This window comes from Nostoc sp. NMS7, from assembly GCF_017115085.1.
Taxonomy (GTDB): domain Bacteria; phylum Cyanobacteriota; class Cyanobacteriia; order Cyanobacteriales; family Nostocaceae; genus Nostoc.
Map to the genome: position 1 here is coordinate 23,766 of NZ_JABXKJ010000174.1, position 24,261 is coordinate 48,026.

Annotated in this window: 37 protein-coding genes; 9 read left to right on the forward strand and 28 right to left on the reverse strand. The window is 42.8% G+C overall.

Going from position 1 to position 24,261, the window contains the following annotated elements:
• Nucleotides 1–84: 84 nt before the first annotated feature.
• From HWQ38_RS19375 to HWQ38_RS19510, 28 genes are all read right to left on the reverse strand, one after another.
• Nucleotides 85–309: a hypothetical protein gene (locus HWQ38_RS19375; protein WP_292796567.1), complete on the reverse strand. Its 225-nt coding sequence runs from the start codon at nt 307–309 to the stop codon at nt 85–87.
• A gap of 36 nt (nt 310–345) precedes the next feature.
• Nucleotides 346–609, reverse strand: coding sequence for a hypothetical protein (locus HWQ38_RS19380; RefSeq protein ID WP_292796569.1), 264 nt, complete (start codon nt 607–609; stop codon nt 346–348).
• Between the two features lie 21 nt (nt 610–630).
• Nucleotides 631–873: a hypothetical protein gene (locus tag HWQ38_RS19385; RefSeq protein WP_292796571.1), complete on the reverse strand. Its 243-nt coding sequence runs from the start codon at nt 871–873 to the stop codon at nt 631–633.
• Between the two features lie 80 nt (nt 874–953).
• Entirely contained in the window at nt 954–4,364 is a 3,411-nt protein-coding gene (locus tag HWQ38_RS19390; protein ID WP_292796573.1) for an SNF2-related protein, read from the reverse strand.
• A 279-nt stretch (nt 4,365–4,643) separates the two neighbouring features.
• Nucleotides 4,644–5,045 (reverse strand): hypothetical protein, encoded by a 402-nt coding sequence (locus HWQ38_RS19395; RefSeq protein ID WP_292796575.1) that lies wholly within the window; start codon nt 5,043–5,045, stop codon nt 4,644–4,646.
• Nucleotides 5,046–5,137: 92 nt separating this feature from the next.
• Complete coding sequence (locus tag HWQ38_RS19400; protein WP_292796577.1) at nt 5,138–5,413, reverse strand: hypothetical protein; 276 nt, start codon at nt 5,411–5,413, stop codon at nt 5,138–5,140.
• Nucleotides 5,406–5,852 (reverse strand): type I-D CRISPR-associated protein Cas10d/Csc3, encoded by a 447-nt coding sequence (gene cas10d / locus HWQ38_RS19405; protein WP_292796579.1) that lies wholly within the window; start codon nt 5,850–5,852, stop codon nt 5,406–5,408. Before cas10d ends, HWQ38_RS19400 begins: the two co-directional genes overlap by 8 nt.
• Nucleotides 5,849–6,109: a hypothetical protein gene (locus HWQ38_RS19410; RefSeq protein WP_292796581.1), complete on the reverse strand. Its 261-nt coding sequence runs from the start codon at nt 6,107–6,109 to the stop codon at nt 5,849–5,851. Before HWQ38_RS19410 ends, cas10d begins: the two co-directional genes overlap by 4 nt.
• 73 nt (nt 6,110–6,182) lie before the next feature.
• The gene (locus HWQ38_RS19415; protein ID WP_292796645.1) at nt 6,183–6,899 is read right to left on the reverse strand and encodes a DUF2786 domain-containing protein; all 717 of its coding nucleotides are present in this window, start codon (nt 6,897–6,899) and stop codon (nt 6,183–6,185) included.
• The gene (locus tag HWQ38_RS19420) at nt 6,878–7,243 is read right to left on the reverse strand and encodes a hypothetical protein (RefSeq protein ID WP_292796583.1); all 366 of its coding nucleotides are present in this window, start codon (nt 7,241–7,243) and stop codon (nt 6,878–6,880) included. Before HWQ38_RS19420 ends, HWQ38_RS19415 begins: the two co-directional genes overlap by 22 nt.
• Nucleotides 7,206–8,465: a J domain-containing protein gene (locus tag HWQ38_RS19425; RefSeq protein ID WP_292796585.1), complete on the reverse strand. Its 1,260-nt coding sequence runs from the start codon at nt 8,463–8,465 to the stop codon at nt 7,206–7,208. Before HWQ38_RS19425 ends, HWQ38_RS19420 begins: the two co-directional genes overlap by 38 nt.
• 38 nt (nt 8,466–8,503) lie before the next feature.
• The gene (locus HWQ38_RS19430) at nt 8,504–8,923 is read right to left on the reverse strand and encodes a hypothetical protein (RefSeq protein ID WP_292796587.1); all 420 of its coding nucleotides are present in this window, start codon (nt 8,921–8,923) and stop codon (nt 8,504–8,506) included.
• 150 nt (nt 8,924–9,073) lie between these two features.
• Nucleotides 9,074–9,529: a hypothetical protein gene (locus HWQ38_RS19435; RefSeq protein ID WP_292796589.1), complete on the reverse strand. Its 456-nt coding sequence runs from the start codon at nt 9,527–9,529 to the stop codon at nt 9,074–9,076.
• 43 nt (nt 9,530–9,572) lie between these two features.
• Nucleotides 9,573–9,959, reverse strand: coding sequence for a DUF6011 domain-containing protein (locus HWQ38_RS19440; RefSeq protein ID WP_292796591.1), 387 nt, complete (start codon nt 9,957–9,959; stop codon nt 9,573–9,575).
• A 17-nt stretch (nt 9,960–9,976) separates the two neighbouring features.
• Nucleotides 9,977–11,743 (reverse strand): hypothetical protein, encoded by a 1,767-nt coding sequence (locus HWQ38_RS19445; RefSeq protein ID WP_292796593.1) that lies wholly within the window; start codon nt 11,741–11,743, stop codon nt 9,977–9,979.
• Complete coding sequence (locus HWQ38_RS19450; RefSeq protein WP_292796595.1) at nt 11,674–12,159, reverse strand: hypothetical protein; 486 nt, start codon at nt 12,157–12,159, stop codon at nt 11,674–11,676. The genes HWQ38_RS19445 and HWQ38_RS19450 overlap by 70 nt, the downstream gene beginning before the upstream one ends.
• A 759-nt stretch (nt 12,160–12,918) precedes the next feature.
• Nucleotides 12,919–13,149 carry a helix-turn-helix domain-containing protein gene (locus HWQ38_RS19455; RefSeq protein ID WP_292796597.1) on the reverse strand — a complete coding sequence of 77 codons (231 nt, stop codon included), beginning with the start codon at nt 13,147–13,149 and terminating at the stop codon, nt 12,919–12,921.
• A 249-nt stretch (nt 13,150–13,398) separates the two neighbouring features.
• On the reverse strand, nt 13,399–13,650 hold the full coding sequence (locus tag HWQ38_RS19460; RefSeq protein ID WP_292796599.1) for a hypothetical protein: 252 nt from the start codon (nt 13,648–13,650) through the stop codon (nt 13,399–13,401).
• Nucleotides 13,647–15,560 (reverse strand): hypothetical protein, encoded by a 1,914-nt coding sequence (locus tag HWQ38_RS19465; protein ID WP_292796600.1) that lies wholly within the window; start codon nt 15,558–15,560, stop codon nt 13,647–13,649. The genes HWQ38_RS19460 and HWQ38_RS19465 overlap by 4 nt, the downstream gene beginning before the upstream one ends.
• Nucleotides 15,561–15,572: 12 nt before the next feature.
• Nucleotides 15,573–15,974, reverse strand: coding sequence for a hypothetical protein (locus HWQ38_RS19470; protein WP_292796603.1), 402 nt, complete (start codon nt 15,972–15,974; stop codon nt 15,573–15,575).
• Between the two features lie 8 nt (nt 15,975–15,982).
• Nucleotides 15,983–16,327: a hypothetical protein gene (locus tag HWQ38_RS19475; RefSeq protein ID WP_292796605.1), complete on the reverse strand. Its 345-nt coding sequence runs from the start codon at nt 16,325–16,327 to the stop codon at nt 15,983–15,985.
• 3 nt (nt 16,328–16,330) lie between these two features.
• A complete protein-coding gene (locus HWQ38_RS19480; protein WP_292796607.1) occupies nt 16,331–17,014 on the reverse strand; it encodes a hypothetical protein in 684 nt (227 codons plus the stop codon).
• On the reverse strand, nt 17,015–17,401 hold the full coding sequence (locus HWQ38_RS19485; RefSeq protein WP_292796609.1) for a hypothetical protein: 387 nt from the start codon (nt 17,399–17,401) through the stop codon (nt 17,015–17,017).
• Nucleotides 17,395–17,670, reverse strand: coding sequence for a hypothetical protein (locus tag HWQ38_RS19490; RefSeq protein WP_292796611.1), 276 nt, complete (start codon nt 17,668–17,670; stop codon nt 17,395–17,397). Before HWQ38_RS19490 ends, HWQ38_RS19485 begins: the two co-directional genes overlap by 7 nt.
• Nucleotides 17,663–17,833, reverse strand: coding sequence for a hypothetical protein (locus HWQ38_RS19495; protein ID WP_292796613.1), 171 nt, complete (start codon nt 17,831–17,833; stop codon nt 17,663–17,665). The genes HWQ38_RS19490 and HWQ38_RS19495 overlap by 8 nt, the downstream gene beginning before the upstream one ends.
• A 35-nt stretch (nt 17,834–17,868) precedes the next feature.
• Nucleotides 17,869–18,438 carry a hypothetical protein gene (locus HWQ38_RS19500; RefSeq protein WP_292796615.1) on the reverse strand — a complete coding sequence of 190 codons (570 nt, stop codon included), beginning with the start codon at nt 18,436–18,438 and terminating at the stop codon, nt 17,869–17,871.
• A gap of 428 nt (nt 18,439–18,866) precedes the next feature.
• Nucleotides 18,867–19,130 (reverse strand): hypothetical protein, encoded by a 264-nt coding sequence (locus tag HWQ38_RS19505; protein ID WP_292796617.1) that lies wholly within the window; start codon nt 19,128–19,130, stop codon nt 18,867–18,869.
• Complete coding sequence (locus HWQ38_RS19510; RefSeq protein ID WP_292796620.1) at nt 19,127–19,324, reverse strand: hypothetical protein; 198 nt, start codon at nt 19,322–19,324, stop codon at nt 19,127–19,129. Before HWQ38_RS19510 ends, HWQ38_RS19505 begins: the two co-directional genes overlap by 4 nt.
• A gap of 206 nt (nt 19,325–19,530) precedes the next feature.
• Here HWQ38_RS19510 and HWQ38_RS19515 point away from each other — a divergent pair, with 206 nt between their 5' ends.
• The 9 genes from HWQ38_RS19515 to HWQ38_RS19555 all read left to right on the forward strand — a co-directional run bounded on the left by HWQ38_RS19515 (nt 19,531) and on the right by HWQ38_RS19555 (nt 24,089).
• A complete protein-coding gene (locus HWQ38_RS19515) occupies nt 19,531–20,049 on the forward strand; it encodes a transposase (protein ID WP_292796622.1) in 519 nt (172 codons plus the stop codon).
• Nucleotides 20,050–20,382: a hypothetical protein gene (locus tag HWQ38_RS19520; RefSeq protein ID WP_292796624.1), complete on the forward strand. Its 333-nt coding sequence runs from the start codon at nt 20,050–20,052 to the stop codon at nt 20,380–20,382.
• A 278-nt stretch (nt 20,383–20,660) separates the two neighbouring features.
• Nucleotides 20,661–20,840 carry a hypothetical protein gene (locus HWQ38_RS19525; RefSeq protein ID WP_292796626.1) on the forward strand — a complete coding sequence of 60 codons (180 nt, stop codon included), beginning with the start codon at nt 20,661–20,663 and terminating at the stop codon, nt 20,838–20,840.
• A gap of 106 nt (nt 20,841–20,946) precedes the next feature.
• Complete coding sequence (locus tag HWQ38_RS19530) at nt 20,947–21,555, forward strand: hypothetical protein (RefSeq protein ID WP_292796628.1); 609 nt, start codon at nt 20,947–20,949, stop codon at nt 21,553–21,555.
• A gap of 23 nt (nt 21,556–21,578) precedes the next feature.
• Nucleotides 21,579–22,208 carry a GIY-YIG nuclease family protein gene (locus HWQ38_RS19535; RefSeq protein ID WP_292796630.1) on the forward strand — a complete coding sequence of 210 codons (630 nt, stop codon included), beginning with the start codon at nt 21,579–21,581 and terminating at the stop codon, nt 22,206–22,208.
• Complete coding sequence (locus tag HWQ38_RS19540) at nt 22,186–22,569, forward strand: hypothetical protein (RefSeq protein ID WP_292796632.1); 384 nt, start codon at nt 22,186–22,188, stop codon at nt 22,567–22,569. Before HWQ38_RS19535 ends, HWQ38_RS19540 begins: the two co-directional genes overlap by 23 nt.
• A 114-nt stretch (nt 22,570–22,683) precedes the next feature.
• Nucleotides 22,684–22,914: a hypothetical protein gene (locus HWQ38_RS19545; RefSeq protein WP_292796635.1), complete on the forward strand. Its 231-nt coding sequence runs from the start codon at nt 22,684–22,686 to the stop codon at nt 22,912–22,914.
• A gap of 432 nt (nt 22,915–23,346) precedes the next feature.
• Nucleotides 23,347–23,595 (forward strand): hypothetical protein, encoded by a 249-nt coding sequence (locus HWQ38_RS19550; RefSeq protein ID WP_292796636.1) that lies wholly within the window; start codon nt 23,347–23,349, stop codon nt 23,593–23,595.
• Between the two features lie 86 nt (nt 23,596–23,681).
• Nucleotides 23,682–24,089 (forward strand): hypothetical protein, encoded by a 408-nt coding sequence (locus HWQ38_RS19555; protein WP_292796639.1) that lies wholly within the window; start codon nt 23,682–23,684, stop codon nt 24,087–24,089.
• Nucleotides 24,090–24,261 lie beyond the last annotated feature (172 nt).

Sequence of the window (24,261 nt, forward strand, 5' to 3'; positions counted from 1 at the left end):
GCTTAAGGACTGCATTTTTAAAATACAAATCCCGTCCAGTATCCAGAAACCACTCGTATGTGATGAATTTCTCTATTTCTGACTTCATTCTATTAGCCCAGATTTTTCCAATTCTTCCTCTGTGGTTGTTACAACTACGATTCTGAATTCTTTGTCAATCAATTCCTCCAAAACATCGGCACGGCTTTTATTTTGAAGTTTTGCGATCGCATCTATCTTGGCAACGGATGAAGGTGCGATCGCTATCCGGGGAGAGTTCCGCCGAGAATCAGCAGATTTGGAAGCCCATCCACCCTTGTTTTTGATCACGATAATCTCCCCAGTCATCAATTTTGCTAATCCTGCTTAAGAGAATACCTCTGGCTTATTCTGATAAATTTCTGTACAAATATCAGTATTCTTTTGCATCCAATATTGACACCACTCTTTGTTCTCTAGCAGACTCAGCATTTTTGCAAATGAAGTGTTTATGAGGACAGTTTCTTGCCCGAAGATAGTTTCAACGTGGAAACTATCTGGATCTCTAGAATGTCTAGATTTGATAATTCTTAACCCGTACTTGGAATATTTGCGTCTGAGGGTTGCAAGTATTGGATTCTTAATCTTCATGTCTGGTGGTGGGTAGTTTGTTTACTGTTGAAATCCGACAAGCTCCCCGGTCAAATCGTTTTCATACACTTGCATCTGACATTTGCTGTATACAATACCATCCAAGTCTTTCCTTCTGGTAAATTTACCAGAAGTTGACATTCTCGATAAAATCTCTTTTTTGCTAGTGCCTTCAAAGGAATGAGTAAAATCTAGTCCTGCTGGAGTTCCATCACTAGAAAAATCTTTCGTAACCAGCTTGTATCCCACAATATTCATTTTCATTTGTCTCAACCTCTACAATATCTATATTAATCAATACCTAAACCGTTGTCAACAGTCCACGTAGAATTGAAATAGAAACTTCACAAATCCGATTTGATGCTCAACTCACTTTCAAGAAACGCTTTCTCTTGCTTGAGAGCTTGCACCGATTTGACGATCGCATCACGATCGCCCCTCTTCTTGACTAGCTGTTCAGTAGACGCTTCCAATTCCTTGGTTAACTTCTCCAAGCGTTCTTTCAGGTAAGAGTCCTTATTTGCGATCGCACAATATACCTCCACCATGTTCCGAATCAGTCGCTGCTCAGAGACACGGTACTTGAAGTCATATCTATCCGAAGACCCTTTGAGCCATAGATTAATGGTTTCACCATCGGAGGATGCCCATATTTTGCAGTAAATTAGCATACCGCCAAATTCCCCAATGACTTTGGGATCGCTGGTAATGCTCCTCTCGCTATTTGATCGTGTGCGTGTATCTTCTGCCAAAGATTCAATTACTCTGAGGAAGTGAGCATCAGCAAGCTTTTGCGCTTGTTTTACCGTAAGCGGATTGGCTGGCCCGTACTCGCCCTCTCGTTCTGGAATAGATGTTGCAGGGTCTTTCCCCAAGTAAGTGCGATTCTCGACGGTACAAAGAAACCTATCAGGGGAGGCATCTTTTAAGTGCTGCCTTGCTAACTCCACATCGGCAGAACACTCCTCTAACTTAGTTTTGACATACCCAATATTATTTTTGATTGTGGGTAGACTGTCATTAGCAGTGCCGATATTCAACCGATTAATTTCCCGCATCAGTAAGCTGGCACGGCTTTCCTCCTGCTCTAATTCGCCCTTCAATTTCATATAATGACCAAATCGAGCATCACCCGTGGCGTGAGCGGATTGCATCATAAAGAGTAACAGGGTATCATCGTCCTCCACGACTCGTCGCACAGTCAGATCACCACGGAGAATCTGCTCACGGCTTTTCATCTTGGTTTCCAAGAGTCCCATTTGGGCAGCGTCAGCGCCAAAGTTACCTTTTTGCCCTTTGGTAAGATACTGGTAAACAATTAACTTGTCGTTCTCATTGCCTGATCGCTCTGCACGACCCAATCTTTGCTCGTACTGATCAGGACGACGGGGAATATCGACAAAGTGAACTACTTTGATTTTCTTTTGAACATTGACCCCAATTCCTAGTGGTTCAGTTGACCCAAACAAGACTCGGACATCACCCTTATTCACCTCCTTGAATAACTCGCTCTTGTCTTCATCCTTGGAGTAATCTTGAATAAAGGCAATTTCTTCTTTGGGAATACCTTTGGCGATTAAGCGATCACGCATCCAGTCGTAGAGAATAATCTTACAACTACCCCCAGGTGTTCCCCAGTCGAGAAATACCAGTTGCGTAGAGCGTTGCTTTTTAGTTTTACGCCACCAACTATAAATGATGGTTACACATTGGCTGATTTTGTCTCCTTCTACAAATGGTTCCTCTGGGTCGATTAACTGTGGGGCAATCATCAACTTCCTAGCATCAGTCAAAGTCCATAGGTGGTTATCGACCTTTTTACCCCATTTCAAACCAAGTGCGATCGCCTCTTTTACTTCTGTAATTGGCTGTCCCGTACTAGGGTGAGTTAACCGCTTACCTTTAACCTTTTTGTTCTCCTCACTTTTGGTAGCTGGGGCAATTAAGCATCCATCAGTGTCCCTATCTTCAAAAATCATTGGTTCGTCGGAGTCAATGTACTTTCCACGCAGGGCAATCCACTCCATTGCCTTAATTTGGAATTCGCTCAATGGCGTACCGACTGTAAATACTCGATGCGTAGGACGGGTGAATCCAGCTTGTCCCGCTACGTCATCGAAACGCTTGATATGACAAACGCTCAAGTACATTTGCAATAATTCGGGTACGTTAATAAACTCTGCAAAGCGATCTGAGGTCTGCAACCCCCCACCTACACCAGCTTCAATCTTGGATACAACCCGACCGAAAGCAACTGCCCAAGCGTCGAAGTGAGCTAATCCCCGTTTCTCTAACTCCTCCGGTTGCAAGTAGCTTTGAAAAACATACACCCCAGTCATGCTATTAGTCGGTTCTGGTGTACCCGTAATCATTAACAGGAAGTTATTCGCGGGGTATTTACTACGCATGAAGGACAACTTAAGATCGAAATCCTCTGACCTCTGCGAGACAGTCAGATTAATTCCCTTGGCTTGAATGCGAGTAGCGAAGTAGTTATTCTTGTACCTCTGGCACTCATCGACTGCCAGCATTGACGGGTTTATATCTTCAAAATGGATGCCGACATCATGCCAAGCGAGAATCTTTTCCAGGTGCATATAAAGCTTGTCGCGCATCTCTTCAAGTTTCTTAACTATCCGATTGCCGCGCTTCTTGCCCTTTTTCTGACTGGTTTCACCCTTGGCATAGAGGTCTTCTAAATCAGCAGCGATTTTACACAGTTGCCGCTCAACAAAGACCCTCTCTGTCTCAATCCGAGTGGGGATAGCCTTAAACGACTCGTGGGTGATAACAATAGCATCATGATTCCAGAATGCTGCTTTTGCCAAGAACTTTTGGCGGTTTTTACCGCTACAATCGTCTGGGTCTGCACAAAGGACGTTAGCGCGGGGATACATCTCTTGAAAAGCTCTGCGCCAGTCCGAAAGTGTGGACTTCTGCACGATGACTAGAGCTTTTGTACTGGTCTTGTAATGCTTTCGGAGCATAATTGTAGCAATTGATGCGGCTGTCTTACCTAGACCGACCTCCAGACCGAGTAATGAGTTGCCGCTAATGGCCATACGCCAGATAGAATCAAGCTGGTAAGGGCGTAACCTTTCAATCCACGTTTCACTCATCCCCGACGCCCGTAAAATATCTTTAAATCCTGCGGGTGCTGTGTTATCCCAGTTGGGGAGAACCAGTCGGTTGAATTTGTGATTGTAGATTTTCTCTAGTTCGCTGCCACGTTCACCCTCCTTACACCATTGGCTCCACAGTTTTCGTAATTCCTCTTGCTTGAGGAAAGCTTCTCTGCGACTGGTGGGGTCAGCGATCGCAGGAACTTTAAAGTGCATCGCCATTGTAAATAATCCATTTTCAATGCGATCACCTACAGCAGGAATAACTTTTACCTCGTCTTCCTTCTCACCCCGTTTGACGTAGCTGTATCCGTAGGTTATTTGATTTGCTTGAGAACCACCGTTACTCAAGGTTAAATCCCAACTTGCGGCCATTGGGGAAAAGTAGAAGGTTACATCAACATCAAATACTTGTTTGCAGAACTGTTCGTAATACCGGGTGGGTATCCAAGTTGCACCGATGGCGATGTCAACATCGGCGATCGCAATGGGTAGGGGTAAGATTTTCTTGAGTACCCTTGTTTCTTCCTCGAATGTTGGGTCAAAGGCGATCGCGCTTTCGGCATTTCTTAGTTTTTCTAAGATGTCACCGGAAAGGAATCGGTGAGCATCGACTACGTTGAATAATTGCATTTTGGTATCTCCTAAAAGTTTGCATGAAAAAAGCGATCACTTCGGGTGCATTGGTGTAGCACTGGATAGCGATCGCTCTAGTTAACGGATATTTGAGTTATTGAAAATGAAATTGATTTACAAGATATTCATTCAAAGAGTTGAGTATATCTCTTTCGCTTGAATGTATCAAAAAATCTTTGTGCAATCCATTACAAAATTTTAGAGTGAGAGTAGAAGCCTCAGCCTCGCTAATTTCATACACACCAGTAATAGTCTGATAAACAAGTTCCTTGATTTCTAAGAACACTTCTGATGACATTCTGTATTCTGCCTCCACCATTTTTTCACTGCTAAATCAAATATTGGTTTTATTTTGTTCCAAGATAAGCGAGTCCATCCACGAAGTATGCGATGATGAGCCTTGCCGTATAATATAATTTTCCCTCCTTCATGTAATACGATTACTCCCTTAATTTTTTTGCTTTTCATGTACTGCTGTCTTTTTTGCCAATAGTATTGCTCCGTTACAAACCTGATTCCAGATACATGAATTTTTGCGTTTGTTAAAATATCTGTTGTCCAAGGAGACAAGCGACCATAGGTAAGATCCTTCCATAAATCCAGATATTCGACAATCAAAGACTCCCAGTGAGCCAGTTCATTTTTAGCAAGTGTATTGCCTACAAAGTCTTGAATCATATTTATTACTGGCTGAACAACAATTGCCAGTCCCGCAAGCAGGATTCATTTAAATTAATACTAGATGCTCATTTTCTATTGACATAAATCTCCTAAACAATAATTGATGAATATTTTTGCGGTAGCATCCAACCATTGCGAGTATGAGATGCCAACTTCCAAGCATCTTTACAAGTACGTAATATATCTGCAACATACTTGGGCTTTACTCCCAATTGGGACGCGATCGCACCTGCCGTGTGCCACTCCCCATCCTCTAAGATTTTCAGAATTGCGATCGCTCTTTGGGCGGAAACTGGGCAAGGGTTGGGAATCCTGCCCAGCAATAAATCTGGGGCTAATAATTGCAGCTTGCTAGTATCACGCATTGGCTTTGAGCTTTTTTTCTTCGTCTTGAGCAATCCTGTAAAGGAACTCGCAAGCATTCTCTAAGTAACCTCTTTGTCTACCTGCAAACCTCCCTACATCTCCTCCAAAAGCTTTATAAAAAACCTCTTCAACAAGGTATTTAGAAAATTCAAGAATAGCTTCTTGCTCTTTTTCGCGGTCTGAAATTACCCACCATCCCAGAGTGTCGCTACTGCCACGAATACGCGACATTAGTTTAAAGTTTTCCCCAGCGATAACTTGTGTAAGTGTTTCTGTGTCTCGAAGGGTGCGATCGCACCTACAGATAATGTCAAATGAATCGTATACTGGCTGCACAGCTTTTCTTGCACTTGGCCCGTATTTACTCATTTTATAAAGAGGCGCACGATAGAACGCTCGGTATAGCTCAACTAACTTCTGAGGATGATTGACGCTCATGCCGTTACAACCTCCATCCCTAACTGACTTGCTATGACATGAGGATAAATATAGTACTCTTCCAAAAACTTCTCCTTCAAATATTCAATATGCTCATCAACTTGAGCTTGAGTGTAAAAACAGTATTCAGAATCTTGGATATTCCAGAACCAACCTTCAAACTCAAGTCTAATTTGGTCAACCGTCATCGTAGCTAAACGAGGCGCGATCGCGCTTACCACCTCATCAAAATCAATCACATTATTGATAAGTATCATTTATTTGTTCCCTTTCTACACTTCTGATATTACTACCCTCCGGGGGTATATGTCAACCATTGGGGGAAACTTTTTAGCTTGGGAGATAGCGCTGATTTCCTCCTCCTATCTGCTTGTTCAAAGAGACGCGATCGCCGGCTGACTGCCCCGCTTGATATCCCTCACTGGAGCTACAAGATGGTCGAGTATTCCGCTTTTTAATCTTCAAGTTGTCTGCATAGGCTTTGTTCTCTGCATCTAGCTTCTCAATTAGCGATCGCACTACAATAGCGGAAACAGATTCTTGTTGGTCGTTGGCACTGATACCTTCTTCCTTCTGCTTTTTAAATCCCTCAGTGATTCGACTACTGAGTCTTTGGGACGCTCCTAGCCTAAAGGCATTTTTGAAAGCGCGGTCGCCATTGCTCCCGTTTGCTAGTCGTTCTACAGCTTCAACCAAGTATTCAAGTTGGAGTTTAGCCGATTTAATATTTACCGGACGACCGAGCATCACCTGTTTCGCATCAATACCATTCTTGCGAATAAAGCAATGACAGTAATTAGCTGTAGCAACCGCATGAAGCAAGTTTTCTTGCCAATACACACGTTTTGATGATTGCGATATTGTTTGCTCAAGAACTTGTTCAGGGGTGGAGTCTGCCAAATCGGACACCGAGAGATTATGACGAGTTAGTAACTCTTGAGCTTTAGAAAAGGCCGCGATCGCCTCTGCCTCATTCGGCGATTGCGACAAAGCAAAGAGCTTTTTAATTTTGTCAGCGACCTTCTCTAAGTCTGGTGGCTCCTTAATGAAGTCGGAAGTCGGAGTTCGTCGCGGGGAAGTATCGGATTTCTTACTTCCGACTTCCGACTTCCGACCTCTTCACTCTGCGTTTTGAAATGGTTAACTAGCTTGTCAACTTCCGTTTGCCAGAATTGGTAATTGTCCCAAGATTTAAATGATCGGCGTACCCATGTATTCGGGTTCTCCTCGGATTTAAACCCCTTTTGTTCCAGCATATTTTTCAGCATGGAGTGCATTGAGTCTGTGGGGTCGAAATCAATGACAGAAATAGCGATCTCGGTAGCATAGTAAGTCGCTTGGATTTGCATTATTTCACCTGTAGAATTTTGTAATTTGTTGGTATTTGTCATGATCTGGATGATCTCGATGCCAAGAATCGATATACTTAGGTTCCAACTCTTTTAAGCAACTTAACGCCCCAGTGATGCTAGAGAAGAAGGAAATACAACGACAGACAGTAAGCTCGATTAAAGCAAACTGCTTATCGTCGCTGGGTTTGTCCTTTGGTACTTCGCAAACGCCGAGATGTTTGCCACAGTTGACTACTACATCTGCAACCTTGGGGATAAAATTGACAGTGAGATTGTGATCGCGCAAAGCAACCCTCGGACTACGACCAGATACTATGGTTGCTGCCTTCTCATAAGCATCATTTACAAGCTGCATCATTTTCGTGGCATGGCTAAAAGAATTAATATCGGGATGCCAGAATTTAACTTTCTCCCGGTAAGCCATTTTTAATTCAAAAGCTGAATCTATATCTGCGTCCACTTCCAGCAGCTCCCACCAATTCTCAGTTTTTATTCCAATCCAGTGACGGTAGACTAACTCTAGTTTTTGCAGAATCTCTAAAGCGCGATCACAATCAACCCCAGATTTTTCAGCAATCTCATCTAACACCACTTCCCCAAACCAGCCCATGCACCAAGAGAAGGCATTGGTTAATCGGGTTTCCAAATCCTCCTCAAAGAACTGTTGCCCGGTTGCCTCTACGGGTGGGTGATTAATCCGCTTGCGGAAGATATCAGATTTGTTCCCGGCTGAGTCGGTAAGTTGGCTAAGATAGATTTCCAGTCGGACATCTGGCCATAAGCCATCGTAGTAACTGTTGCAGTTTACGAGTAACCCGAATTCTGGGACGAAGGAATCGTAGAATTGATTTAAATGGTCACGGATGCGATCGCACTCAATATCATCATGGTGAGTCGCTTCTGCTTCTAGTAATTCCTCCACAATAAATGCCCCTTCAAGTAGTCGCCGCATCAGTTCAACTTGTTCGGCAGGTGCGCTAATTGGTTGGAACGTACCGGGAAGAATCGGGATACGACAAGTAATGTTTCTGACATTCTTGTGAACTTTGGGTGAAGCTCCACAGTATTTTCGCTCCACATCGAACTCCAACCTAGTATGGGCATTCTTGAAAGAGATACCGAGTTGATTTTCAAAGAAGCAGAATACTCCACTCCGAAAGCGTTCTGTCCATTTGAGGTCGTCGTCGGCTAAGGCGATCGGATTCTCTAAGAATTCTACAGTTGGGGTGAAAGGTGCGATGCCTGCGGCCGGCGTAGCCATCGCAAACTTCTTACTTTTTCTCTTCTTCCCTCTTCCCTCTAACCTCTTCCCTCGAACTTCTCTCTCAATTGCCGCAATTTCTCGTTCGCGGAGGAATCGAACTTTTTTAAAGTTGCGATCTCCTCCTGAAGTTGTGTTAATTGAGCTACAATTGCATCATATGTTGTGAATGCACCCTGATGATTCATTTGTGAGCCTATCGATATTTCTTCATGTTCAATAGGCTCATTTCCATATTTATTACAAAGTTTTGTAACTTGAGAGAACCAAAATTCAAAAGATTCCGTAGGAATCTCAGTGAACTCTTGGCGTTTCCATGCAGACTGATCTCTTAGTGGTTGAAACTTCTTCGATTCCAGCATTTGTTGGAGTTTCTGCCAAAAAGCGATCGTTGGGTCGAAATCTGGACAAATAACTGTGATGTATTTGTCCTCTTGATAGAGAGCTTTTATTTGCATGACAATTGACCCTGCTTATGACAGAGTGGTGAAGGATATGAAAGCTTATGATTAAACGGTCTTACTTACTGCGATGCCTGGGTTGAGTCGATGCCATCGCCGTCAATGCGTAGGCAATCGTCTCGTAGAGAAGGCATCGCAGTTTTTTGTCTAGAATCGTTGGTTGATGATTTCTTTCAATTTGTCGCCGTATTTATCAATCAGGAAATGCTTGACTTGGGGTGAATATTTTGTGGCGATCGTGTAGTAGCATCCGGGTTCTGAATCCTTGAGGATAAAAAGTGTTCTGGTTTTGCACTCCTTCTTGAACTCCTTGTTTTCTTCAAAGGTTGCTAGCATCTCGTAAATCAAGTTATCCCCTTGTTCAAAATTGAATTCAAATCGACCTTGGGAATCCAAATATTTGATGTGTTGATTAAATAATTCCTCAAATTCTTTATTTTCCCAACGCCACATACATGAACCACCTGTACCCCCGTTGCTTACTTGTGCTGCTTTTTTGTTGTTGATATACAAGTTGAGTTCAAATCTTGGGGTTTCTTCACCTCCAGCAGTTTTTACAGACTTGATTGCTAGGTTGAAAAGATGCGGGTAGTATTGAGTCATGATTTTCTCCAAGGGTTTATTTGTCGGGTGAGCGACAGAAAATCTAGTTGAGTTGCTTGTGTGTAGGGTAAGGCAATCCGTAATGGGCAGCACAATCTGGCCCGTAACCAGCGAAAAGCGATCGCTCATCCGTAAGAGTTTTTTTGCAAAAGCAACAGTTACCAGATGTGTGTCCGTGGTCTTGTGCATAGCGGGTTGGGTCAGAGGCAAAACGCTGTAACTCCGCCTCCAATGCCGGAAATGGTTGAGATTTGTTGAGGGTTAACAGCCCCGTGACTTCAATCCGGGCGTACCATCCAGAATTGCGATTTAAGGGTGAAACGTAAACCGCACCAGGGTATTTTCCTCCACTGGTGCGATATAGTTGATACTGGCTAAATCGTATTTTTGGGTACTTTAGTTTTGCGGATGCTCGATCAAACAAACGCAAAATGCTTGAGTACCCGATTACTTTCCCCCGTCTAGTTCATCTAAATCAAATCCCGACTCCTCCTCCTCATCATCAAACTTTGGTTGGGGTATCGATTCATCAGCAAAGGTGGGGGCAATCTCCTCAAGTGATTCGTCAGCGAATACGGGTTCATCGTCAAAGGTTGGGGCGGATGGCGCGGACTCTGGTTCTAAACCAAACTCCAGGAGTTGCGATCGCATCTGCTCACATTCAAGCTGCAATTGAGCGATTGTATCTTCACTATGAGCAAGTTGAGCCTTATAATCTTGGATAAAAGTTGCCTGAGAATTAGCTATGCTTTCTAGTTGACAGTAGGATTTTTGTATCCGGTTCATCTGCTCCCTTTCTTCTTCAAGAAGTTGAGTAAGTCCTACGGAGTCTTTTACCAATGCATCTCGTTCAGCCGTTAACCTCAAATTTTCGGCTTTAAGGTTGTCTAACTCTTGAGAATCACGTAGCTCTGATTTGAGCCGATCCATGATACAAGCGGCAATATTCTCCGCTAGTGGGTCAACTTTGCTGTTAAGGAGAGACGCGATCGCATCCAGCAACTTATTCGGTGTCGGAGGGTGTGCAGGGTGGGTACTTGCTGCTACTGGTTCTTTTGGAGGATAGCGGCGGCGGGAAGGCGTTCTCTCCACTGGTTCATTTGAACCTAGTTCGTAAGCGCCAAGGGTTTTACAACTAGCAGTCCAACTACGCGCTCTTGCTATCAGTGCCTCGGAGTAAGTTGCGTAGTACAACTTGGGGTTTTTGTTCGCTTGCTTAAATCCTGCACCGATAATTTTGGCAATAAAGGCGATCGCATTCGCACTGTCAGTTTTACACTCTGGCGGAAAGTGAATCTCAATCCCCCGCTTCTCTGGGTTCTCCCGGAGAATGAAAGAGTAGACTGAATCGTTATCGAATTTGTCAGCAGGGATAACAGTTGCCATGATAATTTGCTCCTTTTGTTGTTGATTTGAAATTTCAATTAATTCCCAGCGATCGCAGGTTAATTGCCAGCGATCGCAGGTATACTCACTTTCCTCTGTTGCAATAACCACATGACTTATCGCCTCTCCGTCTGGGTTGACTAGGGTGATAGTTCCTTGAACTTCCTCGCCAGTGCCAAGACTGCGACCAAAAGCATATTTCCCGACGAACGGATGCTCAGAGAAATAGTCGCCATTCAATTCGGACAGATGCCAGTTGTAGGCTTTCAGCGCAATTGAGAGCGGGTCATCTCCAAGGAATTGATAATTACCAGAGCGCTTAATATTGAGTTCATTCTTGTCAGCCGCAACCCAATGTCCTTTTTCATTGGTTTCCGAAAGAGTTATGTAACCATTGGGAATTGTGAATAGGTATACCCTACGGGCAAGCCACTCATGTTTGAGTTCTCTTAGATCCCATAAAGGCACGGCGACTGCCTCACCTTTGAAATACGAATGGGCGAAAATAACAGCTTGCTCTTGCAACCCGATATCTGCTGGACACTGCACAAGTTCGATGTTGTGACATTCTTCAAAGGTTGAAGCTATGGAGACGAAAAAGGGCAGTCTTGGCGAATCTCTTACCCAGATGCGTTGCCCAAGGTATTCGTACTCAAACGTGGTATGCCAAGTTGCGCCAAGATCCACTTTCTCTATGAATTTGGGTTCGATATTTACCTCCTTGTTCAGAATTAGGTTTAATTTCTCTCTCAACTCACTCAAAACATCTTGGTTGGGGCGTGGTTGCAAGGCAAAATTAGCAGCAGGATTGCCATTTCTGCCCCGCAAGTTGCCACATACGGGTTCGTCTCAGCCTTGAGTTTAGCGTCAGCGTCAGCCTTAGCCTTAGTCTCAGCCTTGAGTTTAGCGTCAGCGTCAGCCTTGGCCTTAGTCTCAGCTTTGAGTTTAGCGTCAGCGTCAGCCTTGGCCTTAGTCTCAGCCTTGAGTTTAGCGTCAGCGTCAGCCTTAGCCTTAGTCTCAGCCTTGAGTTTAGCGTCAGCGTCAGCCTTGGCTTTAACCTCAGCTTTGAGTTTAGCGTCAGCGTCAGCCTTGGCTTTAACCTCAGAGTCTAACTCAGATTGCAACTTAGCACCGTTTTTAAATTTTGGCGGTTCTAATGTTGTATCATCGTCATCAAAAATTGGCCGATCTGTGATCAGATTTGCAACAGTTGATAATGACTTAAAACCATTAGTATTAGACATTGCTTTTCACCTTATAAATACTAGCTGGATTGCTAGTAATGCGATCGCCCGGTATCGCACCGGGAAAACTACACTTATAGCGATCGCATATACGATGTCATGTAGGGTAAGGTATCTTTTTTAGTTGTTTTCCCTCTCTCTTGAATTTCCCAGGCATAAGACCCGGTTCCCTAGTCAGAACATAACCGCTCGGACATCTCACACTTTCAACCCTTGCCGTATCCATACAGTTAATCTGATATTTGCCAGTAACTATTAGCAACTTTGGAGGTAGGTTACATTTCACAAGCGATCGCCCAATAAGCAGATCAAGAAACAACAAATCACTGTTATCACCGTTAAGCAACAGTCCCTACTATTCTTTTTTCAAGGTACAGGTTTAATCACGCTGAGTAGCTATACAAGCCACAATCAAAGCAGTAATTTTAATGTCTGGCTTATTAGTTTATTAGCTGGCTACGCATAGCCACAACCAACAACTAACTAAGCTTTTATCAACTATTTTTATCTCATTCTTTACCCTCTTTACTAAACCAACCTCTGTCAATTTATCACTAATATTTCACTAACACCGCAAAGTTTACATTTCTTTACAATTACTTTTAGTCACTAAAAAATCACTGATTAAAACATAATCAGTGATTTTATTCTGTATTATTTACTACTTTTTATTTTTTAGTGATTCAGATCCTAATACGCGGATCGTTGCTGGCAATTAGCTGTGTGGTGGGATCGCAGATCAGATCGCCGGATCGCGGATCAAGTAGTGGGTTTCGGTCGCTTTCTTCCGTGTATTTTTGGTGAAACTATGCCGTTACGGAGAGCGCAACTACTAACACTGTTCGCTGTTACAGTTACTCCAGTTTCTTCAGTGATTATATCAGCTAATTGAGCGTAAGTCCAATCAATTTTTTCTTGCTCCATTTGGGTTATTAGTTCTTTGACGCGATCGGGTTGAATTGTCCTCGGCGCTCCCATTTTTAGTGGCATAATTTCACCAATATAATTGTCAATTCTAGCGGAAATTGAGGCAAAGTTTACAATTCTTTGTTTGGGCGTAATGTGACCCTGTGCCGACCAACAAGCCTCGGATGGGGTTCTACTGACGTTAGGAGCTTTAGGTTGTATGCCGCTTGTAAGACCTCAGCCAACCTTTCCTCTGAAGGATTCATGAAAATCATGCTGCCATATTTAGCTATAGTTACCGTTATTTTTTGTTCTAGTTTTGTGTCAATCATCTCAAAGTAATTTTTTACCCGTGCCATCGCAAGCATCACACTTCCTGTGCAGTGTTACTTTGTTCCCTAGTGTTTGAAAAGCTTTACCTCCCTCGCAAATAGGACAAGGCTCGTTTGATAATCTCAGAGGTTCATCTGATAAAGTCCATCCAGCTTTGACAAAATCTTCGTGAGTGAATTCCCAGATTGCTCCAACTGGGTCATCAAGAAACTTTTCTCTGGTGCGTCGCTTGTTAACGTATCTTTGGTTCATAGAATTTCTTGTCGAATCATCAAAAGTTCGTACTCGTCAATTGCCTTTACCCACTCATTAGTATCGGGTTGAGCATTCCATAACATTGTAATTATTTGATTTTGTTCGTAACCACGTACTTGCAAATCCTCAATCAACTTCAAAGCATCATTCTTGGAAGCATTAAAAATAGTAAATTTTACATTTTGGGAGGCTTCGTTTAACTCAGTTCTTTGCTGTTGAGTGAGTGCATCAATTGATTGAGAGGACAATTCCGGGAAGAATTTTAATAGAGTTCTTGCGGGGTCTGGATGTCCGTTACCAGGATGCAATTCAGTTTTTAGCCACTCTGGGATACTTCCTAATTCCCCACCCGCGATCGCACTCCCGAAATTTTTCACATTTGCCTTAAAATAAGCACCACTAGCCACATTCATCTTCCTTAATCCCCCAGCATCGACTGCAACAGTACTGCATCCCACAAACTGCACGCCTTCTTTAAATGTCGCTGCTAATCCGGCGGTTTCTTTCCCCGCGATCGCAGAAAGGTGATTAGCGTGGAGGACGATTATCAAAGTTGCCCCAGTTTTTGCAAATCGACTCAATAAAAATTGTAATGCCCAAGTGCGATCGCTCTCATTCATCAGTGAAAGTAAGCGCATCGCCTCATCAATTACAAGTAAAAGATTTTTGTGTGAGTAAGGTGTCGAACTTTCTAGCTTTTTGAGAAACTTCAGTAGGTTAGTAGCAACTTGTCTATCCGCTTGTTCACTGTCTTTATTTGGGTACTGTAGTCCACTGTGCAAGTTACAAGCAAAGGGGTAAATATCAACTCCGGCGGTGAAATATTCTACAACTAAGGTTGGGTCATAAGCTTTTGACAGGGTAGCCAAGATTGCCGCGAGAGTTCCTTTACCACCTCGCTGACTACCTGCGATCGCAATCACCTGGCTACTCATCACTTCATCAATTTTAAATCCGCTATTTACCAAACATCTGACGATGAATTCAGCACGAGGAACAATGGGTAGTCGATTAACTGTTTCCACTTCTGGAATAACGCTTCGGTTTGATATTGGAGATACCTCATCAGTTATATTAGAGACTGCTGAACGCTCACTATAAGGTGTTGATGCGATCGCCTCTGCGTCGCGTTGCGCTCTGGCATCTGTACTTGAGCAAGAGATCACAGTGTCTTGGATGTGGCTAGGAAGAGTTGTATTACTTGGTGTTACATCTTTTGAGGGTAGCTGGAAAACCTTTCTTGATGAAATAGCTTTCACCGAATCGTAATTAACCCGTGGGTCACAAGTAACTGTTTCCAGATGCTTAGTTAAGCTCTCTTGGTCGGGGATTGCACCTTTGTAATCCACATAGCGATCGCATAACCACCGATAAGCGTAAAAGCGCTTCCCCGACTCAACTCCACTTAAATACTCACTCAATATACTGTGCCTCCCCCGCAGCATAGCAAACTCGTATCGCTCCAAAAGTTCCAAATGGAACATTAAATCAGCAATCTCATTTCTTTGAGAGAGCCAATCCTCACGCGCTTCGGCATCCCCCATTGCCGTCAAGAATTCCATAATATTATCCCGCACAAAGGGAATGGGGGCAAAGCGGTGTGAGTCGTTTAGGTCAAGCGCTACTGACCAAAAATAACTTGTTGCTGATGCGATCGCACCAATGGTTGCTAGTGGGGAAGTTGCGTAACAAATTGCCCCAATCGCTAACCCACCCAATCCAATTAACTTCGAGAAATTCATCTCGGAGCGCGACGCTTTCGCCTTGCACAATAACTGGTCGTGGCGTTCCTGCAACCATGATGCTGCGTGTCCTGCTTCTAGGTGTTCGATGCTGGGATATTGCGATCGCAGTTTCCGAGTTTCTAATGTTGTTAATTCTGTTTGGGTGACTGGTTGGAAGTCCATTCTATTCCTCGCTTACAGCACTTTAGTCAAAAATGAAGGAGACGCAGCAGACTCGATTCTGCCGAGTGGAGTAGAGCTTATCTCGATCAAAGGTTTTCCCTCTCTATCTTTGAAGTGTTGCGATATCCCTACGACAAAAGCCGTGTCAGATTCATTGCCAAATATTTTTACTTTGTCACCGACCTGTAGTGAAATCTTGCGAAGCCTACTTACGTGACAATCGCTTTCTTCTATTGGTTCTCCATCTCCATTTGTAATTTTTACTGGAGTGTCCCATTTTATAACTGGGTATTCTGAAGGGTAAATTTCTGTACTAATAACAGTTCCGGTTTGACCAACATGAAACCCACCCAACAACTTTTGTCCAGGATGCAATTCAATTAATTCAACCCTGTCACCTTTTGAAATAGTCATTTTTGCACTCACTTTTTACTTTCGTCTATCTCTTGTATATAACGTCCTGCCGCACCCACCGTGTATCCCAAAGGGATTGCATAGACTGTAATTTCTGGCTTAAATACCAATGACACTAATCCGATTATTGCCCCAAACAAGCAGCCATTTAAACAAATTACCAGCAATTTACTTTTGGGTTTCTCTTCTGCATCCAAGGTTACTTGCGCTAGAACTGCATTGTTTTCTAGCTGATCAATAAATACATCAATCGAATTGCCAGATACTTTCTCAATTCTTTGTATAGCTTCATTGTCTTTCTTGACTGGGCTAGAAGCTAACTCTTTCAAAACTTCCACCAATTCTACACTCATCTTTTACTTTTTTGTATACTTCCAAATCGCAAAGCCAGTTTCCCCAGCAATCATCGACAGCAAGTCATAAATAAAGCACCCAAATATTTCACTGGGGTCGCTATAACGCCAAGGGTTACGCCCAACGAATGTAGTGATAATGTCAAAAACCCAGAAGAATATAGCAATCCCCGCCCCGGTGCGTCGTTCCTTCATTCCTGCACGTTTATAGTCTCCCCACAGTGCTTGGGATAAGTCGATTTTTCCTGTTGGTTTGGAGGGTAATTCGTATTGTTGCGAGTCCTGAAACTCAACTTTCGCTTGGTCTGGTCGCTTCCCTCTTAAGGTTTTCGCCTCCATGATTTGCACCAAGGCACTCATAGAAAAGCTAATCCAGAAAAATAAATTAAAGGGTAGCTTTATCCAACCAATCCAGCTTATCCATCCGTCCTCATACCAAGGAAACATGGGAACACCTTGAAATAATGTCTGCCAAATCCCATCGGTACTAAGAAGCGTTCCAAAGATAAACCCGATCGCGCCAATTATCCTAGTTCCCGAAGCACCTGGGGTCAAGAATTGCTCCAGTACAGTACTCAGAAAGATGAAGGGAACGGAGATAATAGTGACAAAGGTTTCAGCCAACATCTCAAAAAAATTAGGCGTTCTCTTGGGGTCAATCTCTCTGCCATTTTGATCGAGTACCATCTAATCCGCCTTACAAACATTTTTGTAGTGATACTTCCACAGCCATTTGCGATTCTCGATTTTCCCAATACACCGCCCAGCACTGTCATACACAATTACCGTTTCATCATTCAAATATCCTGTGGTGTCTGGTTTGGGGTTGCGCTTGGGAGTGTCAAGATATCGCACAAACTTGAGCTTTTTGAATTCGGGCATGATTCCCAACTCATCCAACTTTTTAGCTGTAATCGCCTTTTGCTGCGATCGCCATTGCGACAACTCCTCCGACTTCTGTAAGTTGAATTTCGCAAATCCCAACGGGATGCCTAGCAATAAGGGGGAAGCAATCAATGCCAATCCGATCGCTCCCAAAATTGTTGGTGACTGATACTTGCTATTGATTAACATCCTTTTAACTGCTCAACAAGTGCTTGAATAAGTCCCAGTTTGTCGGCATCGGGAATACGAACTTCAGTATCTTCGGTGAGCGATTTAACTCTATCACTGACTGATTCATCTACACCTAGCCAGAGGTAATAAGCAAGTTTTTGAATCATCCAAAGTCGTTCAGCATTGCTTAGTCCTTGCAACTGGCTCCCCCAAAGTTGCTCCATCTCTGATAACAAACTATTGTCACTAAGGGTAAAGTTTGTCCAATATCCAAGAAGTCTAGGCATTTTTTGTATTCTTAGAGAAAAACCAAGCTACTGCGATCGCACAAACAGCGATCGCACTTACTGAACCTGCCAATACTCCCACCATTGGGTCAACATTAATTTGACGGGCGATCACTACTCCAGATGTAGACGCTAAGGCGCTTGTCCCAACTCCCGCCGACACGCCAAACATTAAGTAGTTAGCGCATTTAATTTGCTCTACTTCTTGTCGGACGGCGCGGCCAATAATCCCACCGTCCTCTGTGGCGATTGTGGCAGCAAGTTCTTGGAAGCTGCCCCTAGTATTACTTGCTGCAAAAAAGTTTTCCCCGTTGCTCCCACGCGACTACCCAGAATAACTTTTCTGGCAACATCGATTGACTCTGCTACTTCTGGGGAAGTTAACACCGCTTCACTGTTAATTGCAGCTGCAAGCAGAGGATAGTAGGCTTGCGAGTACTGAATGGCATCTTGCAAAACCTTGTCTTGTAGAATTCCAGCAGTTAGTTGATGGTTAAAATCTGCGCCCAACGCTGACTGTTGGGTTAAGAGTCCTTCCATGTCCGGTTCTGCTTCTTGGGGAAGTTGTCCAGTTCTGGCATACTCAACGGCTTCTCCCAATGGGTAGCCCTGTTTTATTAGAGCGTAGGCATTCTCTACAAATCTTGCCGTTTCTTCGCTTAATTCGGTTTCGTCAGGAAGTCCTGCGACTTGCAAAATTGCGGTGATTTGTCCGACACTTTCGCATCCTGCTAGGCGTTTCTTTAAGTCTTGTTTCGTAATCGGCATAGGGTGTTAGTCCTTCTTCAGTTAGTTTGTTGATTAGGCTTTCGCCCAGGTAATCGTATGAGCGCCAATCTCTTAGCACGTCGAAGGCATGGCGCTGGCGATCGCTATAAATCCTTGTTCTTTTTGATAACTGCAACTCTGGGCAGCATTTAGCCAATAGAGCTTTGTCGCGCTTGAATGTGGCAGGTGATATATCCAAATAATCGATTAACTCTGCTGTGCGCCACGTTTTGACAATTTTCCCGGTTGTAAGGTTTGTGAAGCTGGCTTCTACTGCAATTCTCTTAGTTGGCACGAGCCGATTATGAGCATTAGGTTAGCTATGAGTGAGCCAATAATAGAAGCTCCGTTATCGGCTCACCCATAGCTCTACAATAAAAAACCCAGATTCATCTGGGTAGTCACAGAGGCAGTAACATTGTTACTAGCTAAATTACTTCTTCTAGCTCTGTGTAATATTCTGCTTTTTCAAAATCAAACCAGGGACGACCTACCATTTGCCATTTCCCATCACCGTGATAAACATAAGGATAGGCATAGTACTCTACTGGCTCATCATGAATTCTACAAAAATGAGCAGAGTAAATATATCCTATTTCCCCAGGTAATGTTTTTTCATTGGCACTCTCTTGCGTAAGCCTGAAAAATACTTCTACTTGGGTTTCTGCTGCAACTTCAAGAGATATTTTCATTGTGCTATCGTTAGTTGTGAAAGTTCCTTGTCAATTCTTTCAGCCAGGATATATGCCATTGAAGGCGGGTTCCTATATCCAGTCGCTTCTTCAGAAAATGCCCATCTTCTTGCGGCTGCTTCAGTTACTCCGAATTCTGAAGCTAATTTAAGATAGCTCCATTTATGCTTTCTCATTAGCTCGATAGGGTTCATACTTGTAATGCTCCTGCCATAGGTTAGGTCTGTGGTTGGGGAAGTCCTAGCATCTTGTCCATGCTAGGGCGCTTTAAGAAAAAAGCTCTCGCTTATTGACCGCGATCACCTTCAACTTTGCTGATATGGTAGCATAGTTAAAGTAAATTTGTTTTACTTTAAGGTAGAATTGATTTAATAACCAAATAGCTGATAACTATGCACTAATGGCTTACCAGTTCAATCTCTCGTACTATTACGTCACTCCGGAAAATAATGAAAAGCTTGATATTTTCAGTAAAGCATCGGGTGATTCTAGGCAAACGCTAATTATGCAATACGTCCGGGGATGGCTGGGACGAAACCGACCTTACTACACCAACCTAGCAAGATTAGATTTTACCAAACGAGAGATTGAGGCTAGTGAGTGGATAGATGTAGTCATCAATCAGGGATTTGAGGGTTTACCTGATTATAGAAGCCCAATACAGGATGGGGATGTTCCACCAAATCCATTAGGGCATATTGTTTTACTTGGAGTGATGGATAAACAAGTAATCAATTACATACACCTAACAAAGCAAAACTACATTTTACTCAAAACCGCGATTTATTTTGATGGGTCAAGGATTGCTCAGTATCTTTCTAAGATCATCCACGAGCATTTACAACGCAACTGGGATGCACTATACGCCCCCCAAATTAAAGCAGAAAACTCAAATGATTGGCTAAAAGGAGAAAAATAAATGGTAACAACACAAGCAAGCGAACTAACCCTAGAGAAAGTCACTGAAGCGATCGCACTTATTCTTGAGGAATTGGGCGAACCGCAAGCCGATGCACAACGCCAAGCACTTTCAGCTTTCAATTCCGGCGATCATGCAAGAGTAAAAAGATTGTCGTTAACCTATCCAACTGATTATTTTTGCAAGTCACTGGGATATTTAGGAGGAGCGTTAAAACTGACACCCAACACTGACACTATATTAGTTGAGAGTATCCGCGCAGCTGTAGACCATAGTAGAGAGGTAAGGCTACAAAATCTAGGTCAGGAAATTAGCGGAATTTTAAGTTTTTAACTGCGTAGTTTACCGCCGCAGGCATCGCCCTATGACCACCCAGCAACGACTAGAAGAAATTCAACAAAAGTTTGCCCTTCTTGGGTGGATACCCAGAGAAGACCTGTTGTGGCTCATGGAGACATTGGCGCAGATGTGCAAAGATGGGTAGCGATCGCAATTTATTTCAATTTCTGGTAAAATACTTCCAATAACAAAACCCGGCAAGCGTCGAAAACTACCGGGTTCTGTCTACTACTATCACTAGCTTGACGAGCAATCGCCAAAGCCGATTTCTTATGCCTACTTTAGCACCTCTTAAGACGATTGAGCAAGAAGCGATCGCAAAAAAAATTTTATATCTTCTCAACCAACTCCCCCTCAAGGACAAACTAGAGGTGGAAGGAGAAGTGAGCCGCAGTATCAGCGAGGAATTAGCAGCCAAAAAACAAAAAACTCTCTTGTGGCAAGAATCGTAAAAAGTGGTCAGAATGCCTTAAAGAGTCGGGTTTTGTCCCTCAAGATGCGGAAAAAAGAATTCGGCTCGTAAAGATTCCTAAATGGGTTTGGGGTGTTGGCACTTTGATGGTGTGTCAAATTGCCAGCCCAATCTATAGCGATATGCTGGATGACCTGATAAAGCAAGACAGCATCACTCAGGAATTAACCAAGTCGCGGATGGATGAAGTGCAGCAGGTACGAAAACTGGAGCGGATGGAGCGCAAAACGCACAAACAAGCTGAGGTAGAATCCAAGTTTTTGGAATGGAGCAAGAATATTCACGGTAAGCGAGTGCTGAATATTGTTGAGATCCCAGAGGCAGTTGGGAATGAGTTGGAGCAGATGTTTGCTGCATTTAAGAAAGCATCAGAATGTAAAGCGGATTTCCCTTTGTTTGCATCTGAAATTGTGAATATATGCAGGGAATCCGAGAGGTGGATGGAGATTGAGGCATTAGCTGATTACAACGAAACCACGGATATTACACCAGAAACGATACCCCTAAGCCAAGTAGGGAAAGGGATGGTGGTGAAAATTGTGGACAAAAATAGCGATCGCTTTAACCAACTAGCCACAATTTCTTCTTACAACAACGGTAGCGGTTGGTGGGGGATTTTTGAATCAGAAGTCGGCAAGGATAACCCACAGGCAGAGTGGATTAAAACGCATCAAGTAGAGGTGGTGGCAATTTAAGGGTCTAGATCAAGGTATGATATATGTCTAACGCCGATGATAGGATTGGATGGATCTACTTGATAAACGCTGTAGGGACTAATCGCTATAAGATTGGTAAAACTTCAAGTATAAGTAGAAGAGTTGCAGAATTAACTTATCAGTCTCCCTATCCTCTAGAGATTGTTATGTATTTTCAAAGTAATTACCCGTCAGCAGACGAACGCGCTTTGCATAGAAAATTTGCTAATAGCCGAGTACACGGTGAATGGTTTGAATTTGACTTTTTAACTACAGCAGAATTTTACCCAATAGGAAGTTATACAATTTTGTCAGCAAAATACTTGAGTAAACTAAGTTTAGTAGCTTACTCAAAGCCTTCGTCTGATATCAAGAATGAATTGAAAAGAACAATAATTAGATGTCTTGTTTCTCTTTTTAACAAAAATATTGGAGATATGTATATTACAGGTTTATACAAAGCACTAGAGAAAGGAATGATCAGAGATAGTCAAGAAATTCAACAAGAATACAATACAAAAACATTATCGATTATAAATACAACTTTATTATACTGGCTTGAGGCAAGAGAGAAGAAGTACGGGAAAGGTGCGCTTCACTGTCAAATTACTTATCAGAACTGTAATTCTCATGAGCCAAGTTCTGATAAGTAAACTGAGTATATTAATCTATCAGGAATGCGATCGCCCGCCGCAGGCATCGCATCGCAGAAAAGCAATGACCGAAGATATCGATACATCTCTTGCAATCGACAAACCTGGAGTACGAAGTCTTACCACGACTTCACAACTCCAGACCCAAATTGACCTGTGTGCTGCTGATGTGATAACTCTGCAACAATTCTATCTTTACGTTGGTACGGAACTTGGCGCACTCACTGAAAACGATTGGGATTACTTGCAGCAAAACAACTGCATACCCTCAGAGGAAATGGTGCGATCGCTCTTGGCGAAAATAGATAGCTGGCAGGTTGTGGATACCAGTAAGTTGCATCAATTAATACCAGTGGTGTGAAAACTGACATTATCACACCACTTGAAATCCTGAGTTAAGGAACCGTGGTTCCTGAGAATTGGCTGAAAGTATTATGATTGCGTTAGGAAACTATAGACAGAGTGCGATCGCACTATGAAGAATCGAATTGAAATAACCGTATCTGGCCCAACCGGATCGGGCAAGTCTATTGTCATGGCAGCAATAGACGGAGCATTAAAAAATCTAGGTGTAAACGTTCTTAGCGAAGATTTAGAAACGGAAAGGAATCTTAATAAACCAGACTCACCATCTGATTGGGAGCTAAAAATGGTTAGAGATTCATACGTAGTTTTGAAAGAAGTGAATATTCCTAGAGAATTATAGAAAGGAGTGGTGATGCTAACGTAAGGAAAGTACACGCTATGAGCGAAGAATTGTGGATGTTTCTCGACAAAGGCTCGTTGATCAATAATTATGGAAGTTTGGATGATTGCTTGGAAATTGCTTTAGAGTATCTACGTTTCCCAAATTAACCTGATGACAGTTCAACTTTAGTCAAGTTATTGCAAGATTTGAAAAAGCTTTGCTTGAATTTGGGCAAATACGAGAACGATGATTTTAGTATTTTTAAGGAAGGGTAGGCGATCATACATGACCCTCAAGCAAGTAGATTGTGGGCTATTCACCAAACAGTTCCTTAAAGGTCGGGCGAAGGAATCGAACAGGACTCTTTTCGACTGAACGCCGATTGTGCGACCACCACACTAACCCGTTAATTTGTAAAATAACACAGAAGCTTTTTTGAGGTGTGATCGCATGAAAATAAATCTTAACCAAAAAGTTAAAGCCAAAATAACAGATACGGGCAAAGTCTACCTGCTGCGCCGCTATAAAAGAATATTTGGAAATCACAACGCTCCAAAATTCAAGCTGCCAGAGGAAGACAAAGACGGATATTCTGTATGGCAACTATGGGATCTAATGGGGCATTTTGGCGAGGCACTTCGGTTTCCAACTCTCAATGTAGTAATAGATCCAGATATTGAATTGATAGAGGAAGAATAGGCGATCGCTAATGACCAGATTACCGCCCAATCTCAATGAACACTGGCAACATTTCAAAGGTAACAAATATAAATTTTAATCAGAAGATGAATACAAAAGAACCAATTAAAACATTCACTTTAGGACGCTACCGGGCTGAAGTTTTTCCCCCTACATCTGATTTGGGATACGCAATATATATCAGCAAAGATGGCTCTACATTCAGCGGATTTTGGAAAGATGCTGAAGCAGACGTGATCGCTGCCGCTCAACAGACACTAAGTGACTACTACGAAATGGAAGACTTTTCAGGCATGAAACAAACCGACAGGGAAACGTATGATAAGGTTGTAGAATTTTACAGGACTCATGAATTAAGACAATTGCTGAATCTTGAGTTTCCGGAGCCAGGGTGCTTTGTTACTCAATGTGGAAAATCAATTACCAACATAGATGCTGTAGGTAACTGTTTTGTTAAAGATGAATTCTTAGAGAATTATCAACGACCTGCTTAGTAAGTGTCGGGGGCTTTGCTGGAATTTCAATAAAGTATTGCATAATTTTTAATAAAAAATTGTGTTTTAACAAGTTGCTTTTTACTAAAAGAGCAACTTGTTAAGATTTAGACCGTACCTTCGTATCCCCACTTGTCGCCATTGGATAATATTGCGGGACTTCCTTCTTTTA

Coding starts and splice junctions, on each gene's coding strand:
- HWQ38_RS19380 (WP_292796569.1), bottom strand. CDS start 609: ATGAAGATTAAGAATCCAATACTTGCAACCCTCAGACGCAAATATTCC.
- HWQ38_RS19385 (WP_292796571.1), bottom strand. CDS start 873: ATGAAAATGAATATTGTGGGATACAAGCTGGTTACGAAAGATTTTTCT.
- HWQ38_RS19390 (WP_292796573.1), bottom strand. CDS start 4,364: ATGCAATTATTCAACGTAGTCGATGCTCACCGATTCCTTTCCGGTGAC.
- HWQ38_RS19395 (WP_292796575.1), bottom strand. CDS start 5,045: ATGATTCAAGACTTTGTAGGCAATACACTTGCTAAAAATGAACTGGCT.
- HWQ38_RS19400 (WP_292796577.1), bottom strand. CDS start 5,413: ATGCGTGATACTAGCAAGCTGCAATTATTAGCCCCAGATTTATTGCTG.
- cas10d (WP_292796579.1), bottom strand. CDS start 5,852: ATGAGCGTCAATCATCCTCAGAAGTTAGTTGAGCTATACCGAGCGTTC.
- HWQ38_RS19410 (WP_292796581.1), bottom strand. CDS start 6,109: ATGATACTTATCAATAATGTGATTGATTTTGATGAGGTGGTAAGCGCG.
- HWQ38_RS19420 (WP_292796583.1), bottom strand. CDS start 7,243: ATGACAAATACCAACAAATTACAAAATTCTACAGGTGAAATAATGCAA.
- HWQ38_RS19425 (WP_292796585.1), bottom strand. CDS start 8,465: ATGGCTACGCCGGCCGCAGGCATCGCACCTTTCACCCCAACTGTAGAA.
- HWQ38_RS19430 (WP_292796587.1), bottom strand. CDS start 8,923: ATGCAAATAAAAGCTCTCTATCAAGAGGACAAATACATCACAGTTATT.
- HWQ38_RS19435 (WP_292796589.1), bottom strand. CDS start 9,529: ATGACTCAATACTACCCGCATCTTTTCAACCTAGCAATCAAGTCTGTA.
- HWQ38_RS19450 (WP_292796595.1), bottom strand. CDS start 12,159: ATGTCTAATACTAATGGTTTTAAGTCATTATCAACTGTTGCAAATCTG.
- HWQ38_RS19455 (WP_292796597.1), bottom strand. CDS start 13,149: ATGCCACTAAAAATGGGAGCGCCGAGGACAATTCAACCCGATCGCGTC.
- HWQ38_RS19460 (WP_292796599.1), bottom strand. CDS start 13,650: ATGAACCAAAGATACGTTAACAAGCGACGCACCAGAGAAAAGTTTCTT.
- HWQ38_RS19465 (WP_292796600.1), bottom strand. CDS start 15,560: ATGGACTTCCAACCAGTCACCCAAACAGAATTAACAACATTAGAAACT.
- HWQ38_RS19470 (WP_292796603.1), bottom strand. CDS start 15,974: ATGACTATTTCAAAAGGTGACAGGGTTGAATTAATTGAATTGCATCCT.
- HWQ38_RS19475 (WP_292796605.1), bottom strand. CDS start 16,327: ATGAGTGTAGAATTGGTGGAAGTTTTGAAAGAGTTAGCTTCTAGCCCA.
- HWQ38_RS19480 (WP_292796607.1), bottom strand. CDS start 17,014: ATGGTACTCGATCAAAATGGCAGAGAGATTGACCCCAAGAGAACGCCT.
- HWQ38_RS19485 (WP_292796609.1), bottom strand. CDS start 17,401: ATGTTAATCAATAGCAAGTATCAGTCACCAACAATTTTGGGAGCGATC.
- HWQ38_RS19490 (WP_292796611.1), bottom strand. CDS start 17,670: ATGCCTAGACTTCTTGGATATTGGACAAACTTTACCCTTAGTGACAAT.
- HWQ38_RS19500 (WP_292796615.1), bottom strand. CDS start 18,438: ATGCCGATTACGAAACAAGACTTAAAGAAACGCCTAGCAGGATGCGAA.
- HWQ38_RS19505 (WP_292796617.1), bottom strand. CDS start 19,130: ATGAAAATATCTCTTGAAGTTGCAGCAGAAACCCAAGTAGAAGTATTT.
- HWQ38_RS19510 (WP_292796620.1), bottom strand. CDS start 19,324: ATGAACCCTATCGAGCTAATGAGAAAGCATAAATGGAGCTATCTTAAA.
- HWQ38_RS19515 (WP_292796622.1), top strand. CDS start 19,531: ATGGCTTACCAGTTCAATCTCTCGTACTATTACGTCACTCCGGAAAAT.
- HWQ38_RS19520 (WP_292796624.1), top strand. CDS start 20,050: ATGGTAACAACACAAGCAAGCGAACTAACCCTAGAGAAAGTCACTGAA.
- HWQ38_RS19525 (WP_292796626.1), top strand. CDS start 20,661: ATGCCTACTTTAGCACCTCTTAAGACGATTGAGCAAGAAGCGATCGCA.
- HWQ38_RS19530 (WP_292796628.1), top strand. CDS start 20,947: ATGGTGTGTCAAATTGCCAGCCCAATCTATAGCGATATGCTGGATGAC.
- HWQ38_RS19535 (WP_292796630.1), top strand. CDS start 21,579: ATGTCTAACGCCGATGATAGGATTGGATGGATCTACTTGATAAACGCT.
- HWQ38_RS19540 (WP_292796632.1), top strand. CDS start 22,186: ATGAGCCAAGTTCTGATAAGTAAACTGAGTATATTAATCTATCAGGAA.
- HWQ38_RS19545 (WP_292796635.1), top strand. CDS start 22,684: ATGAAGAATCGAATTGAAATAACCGTATCTGGCCCAACCGGATCGGGC.
- HWQ38_RS19550 (WP_292796636.1), top strand. CDS start 23,347: ATGAAAATAAATCTTAACCAAAAAGTTAAAGCCAAAATAACAGATACG.
- HWQ38_RS19555 (WP_292796639.1), top strand. CDS start 23,682: ATGAATACAAAAGAACCAATTAAAACATTCACTTTAGGACGCTACCGG.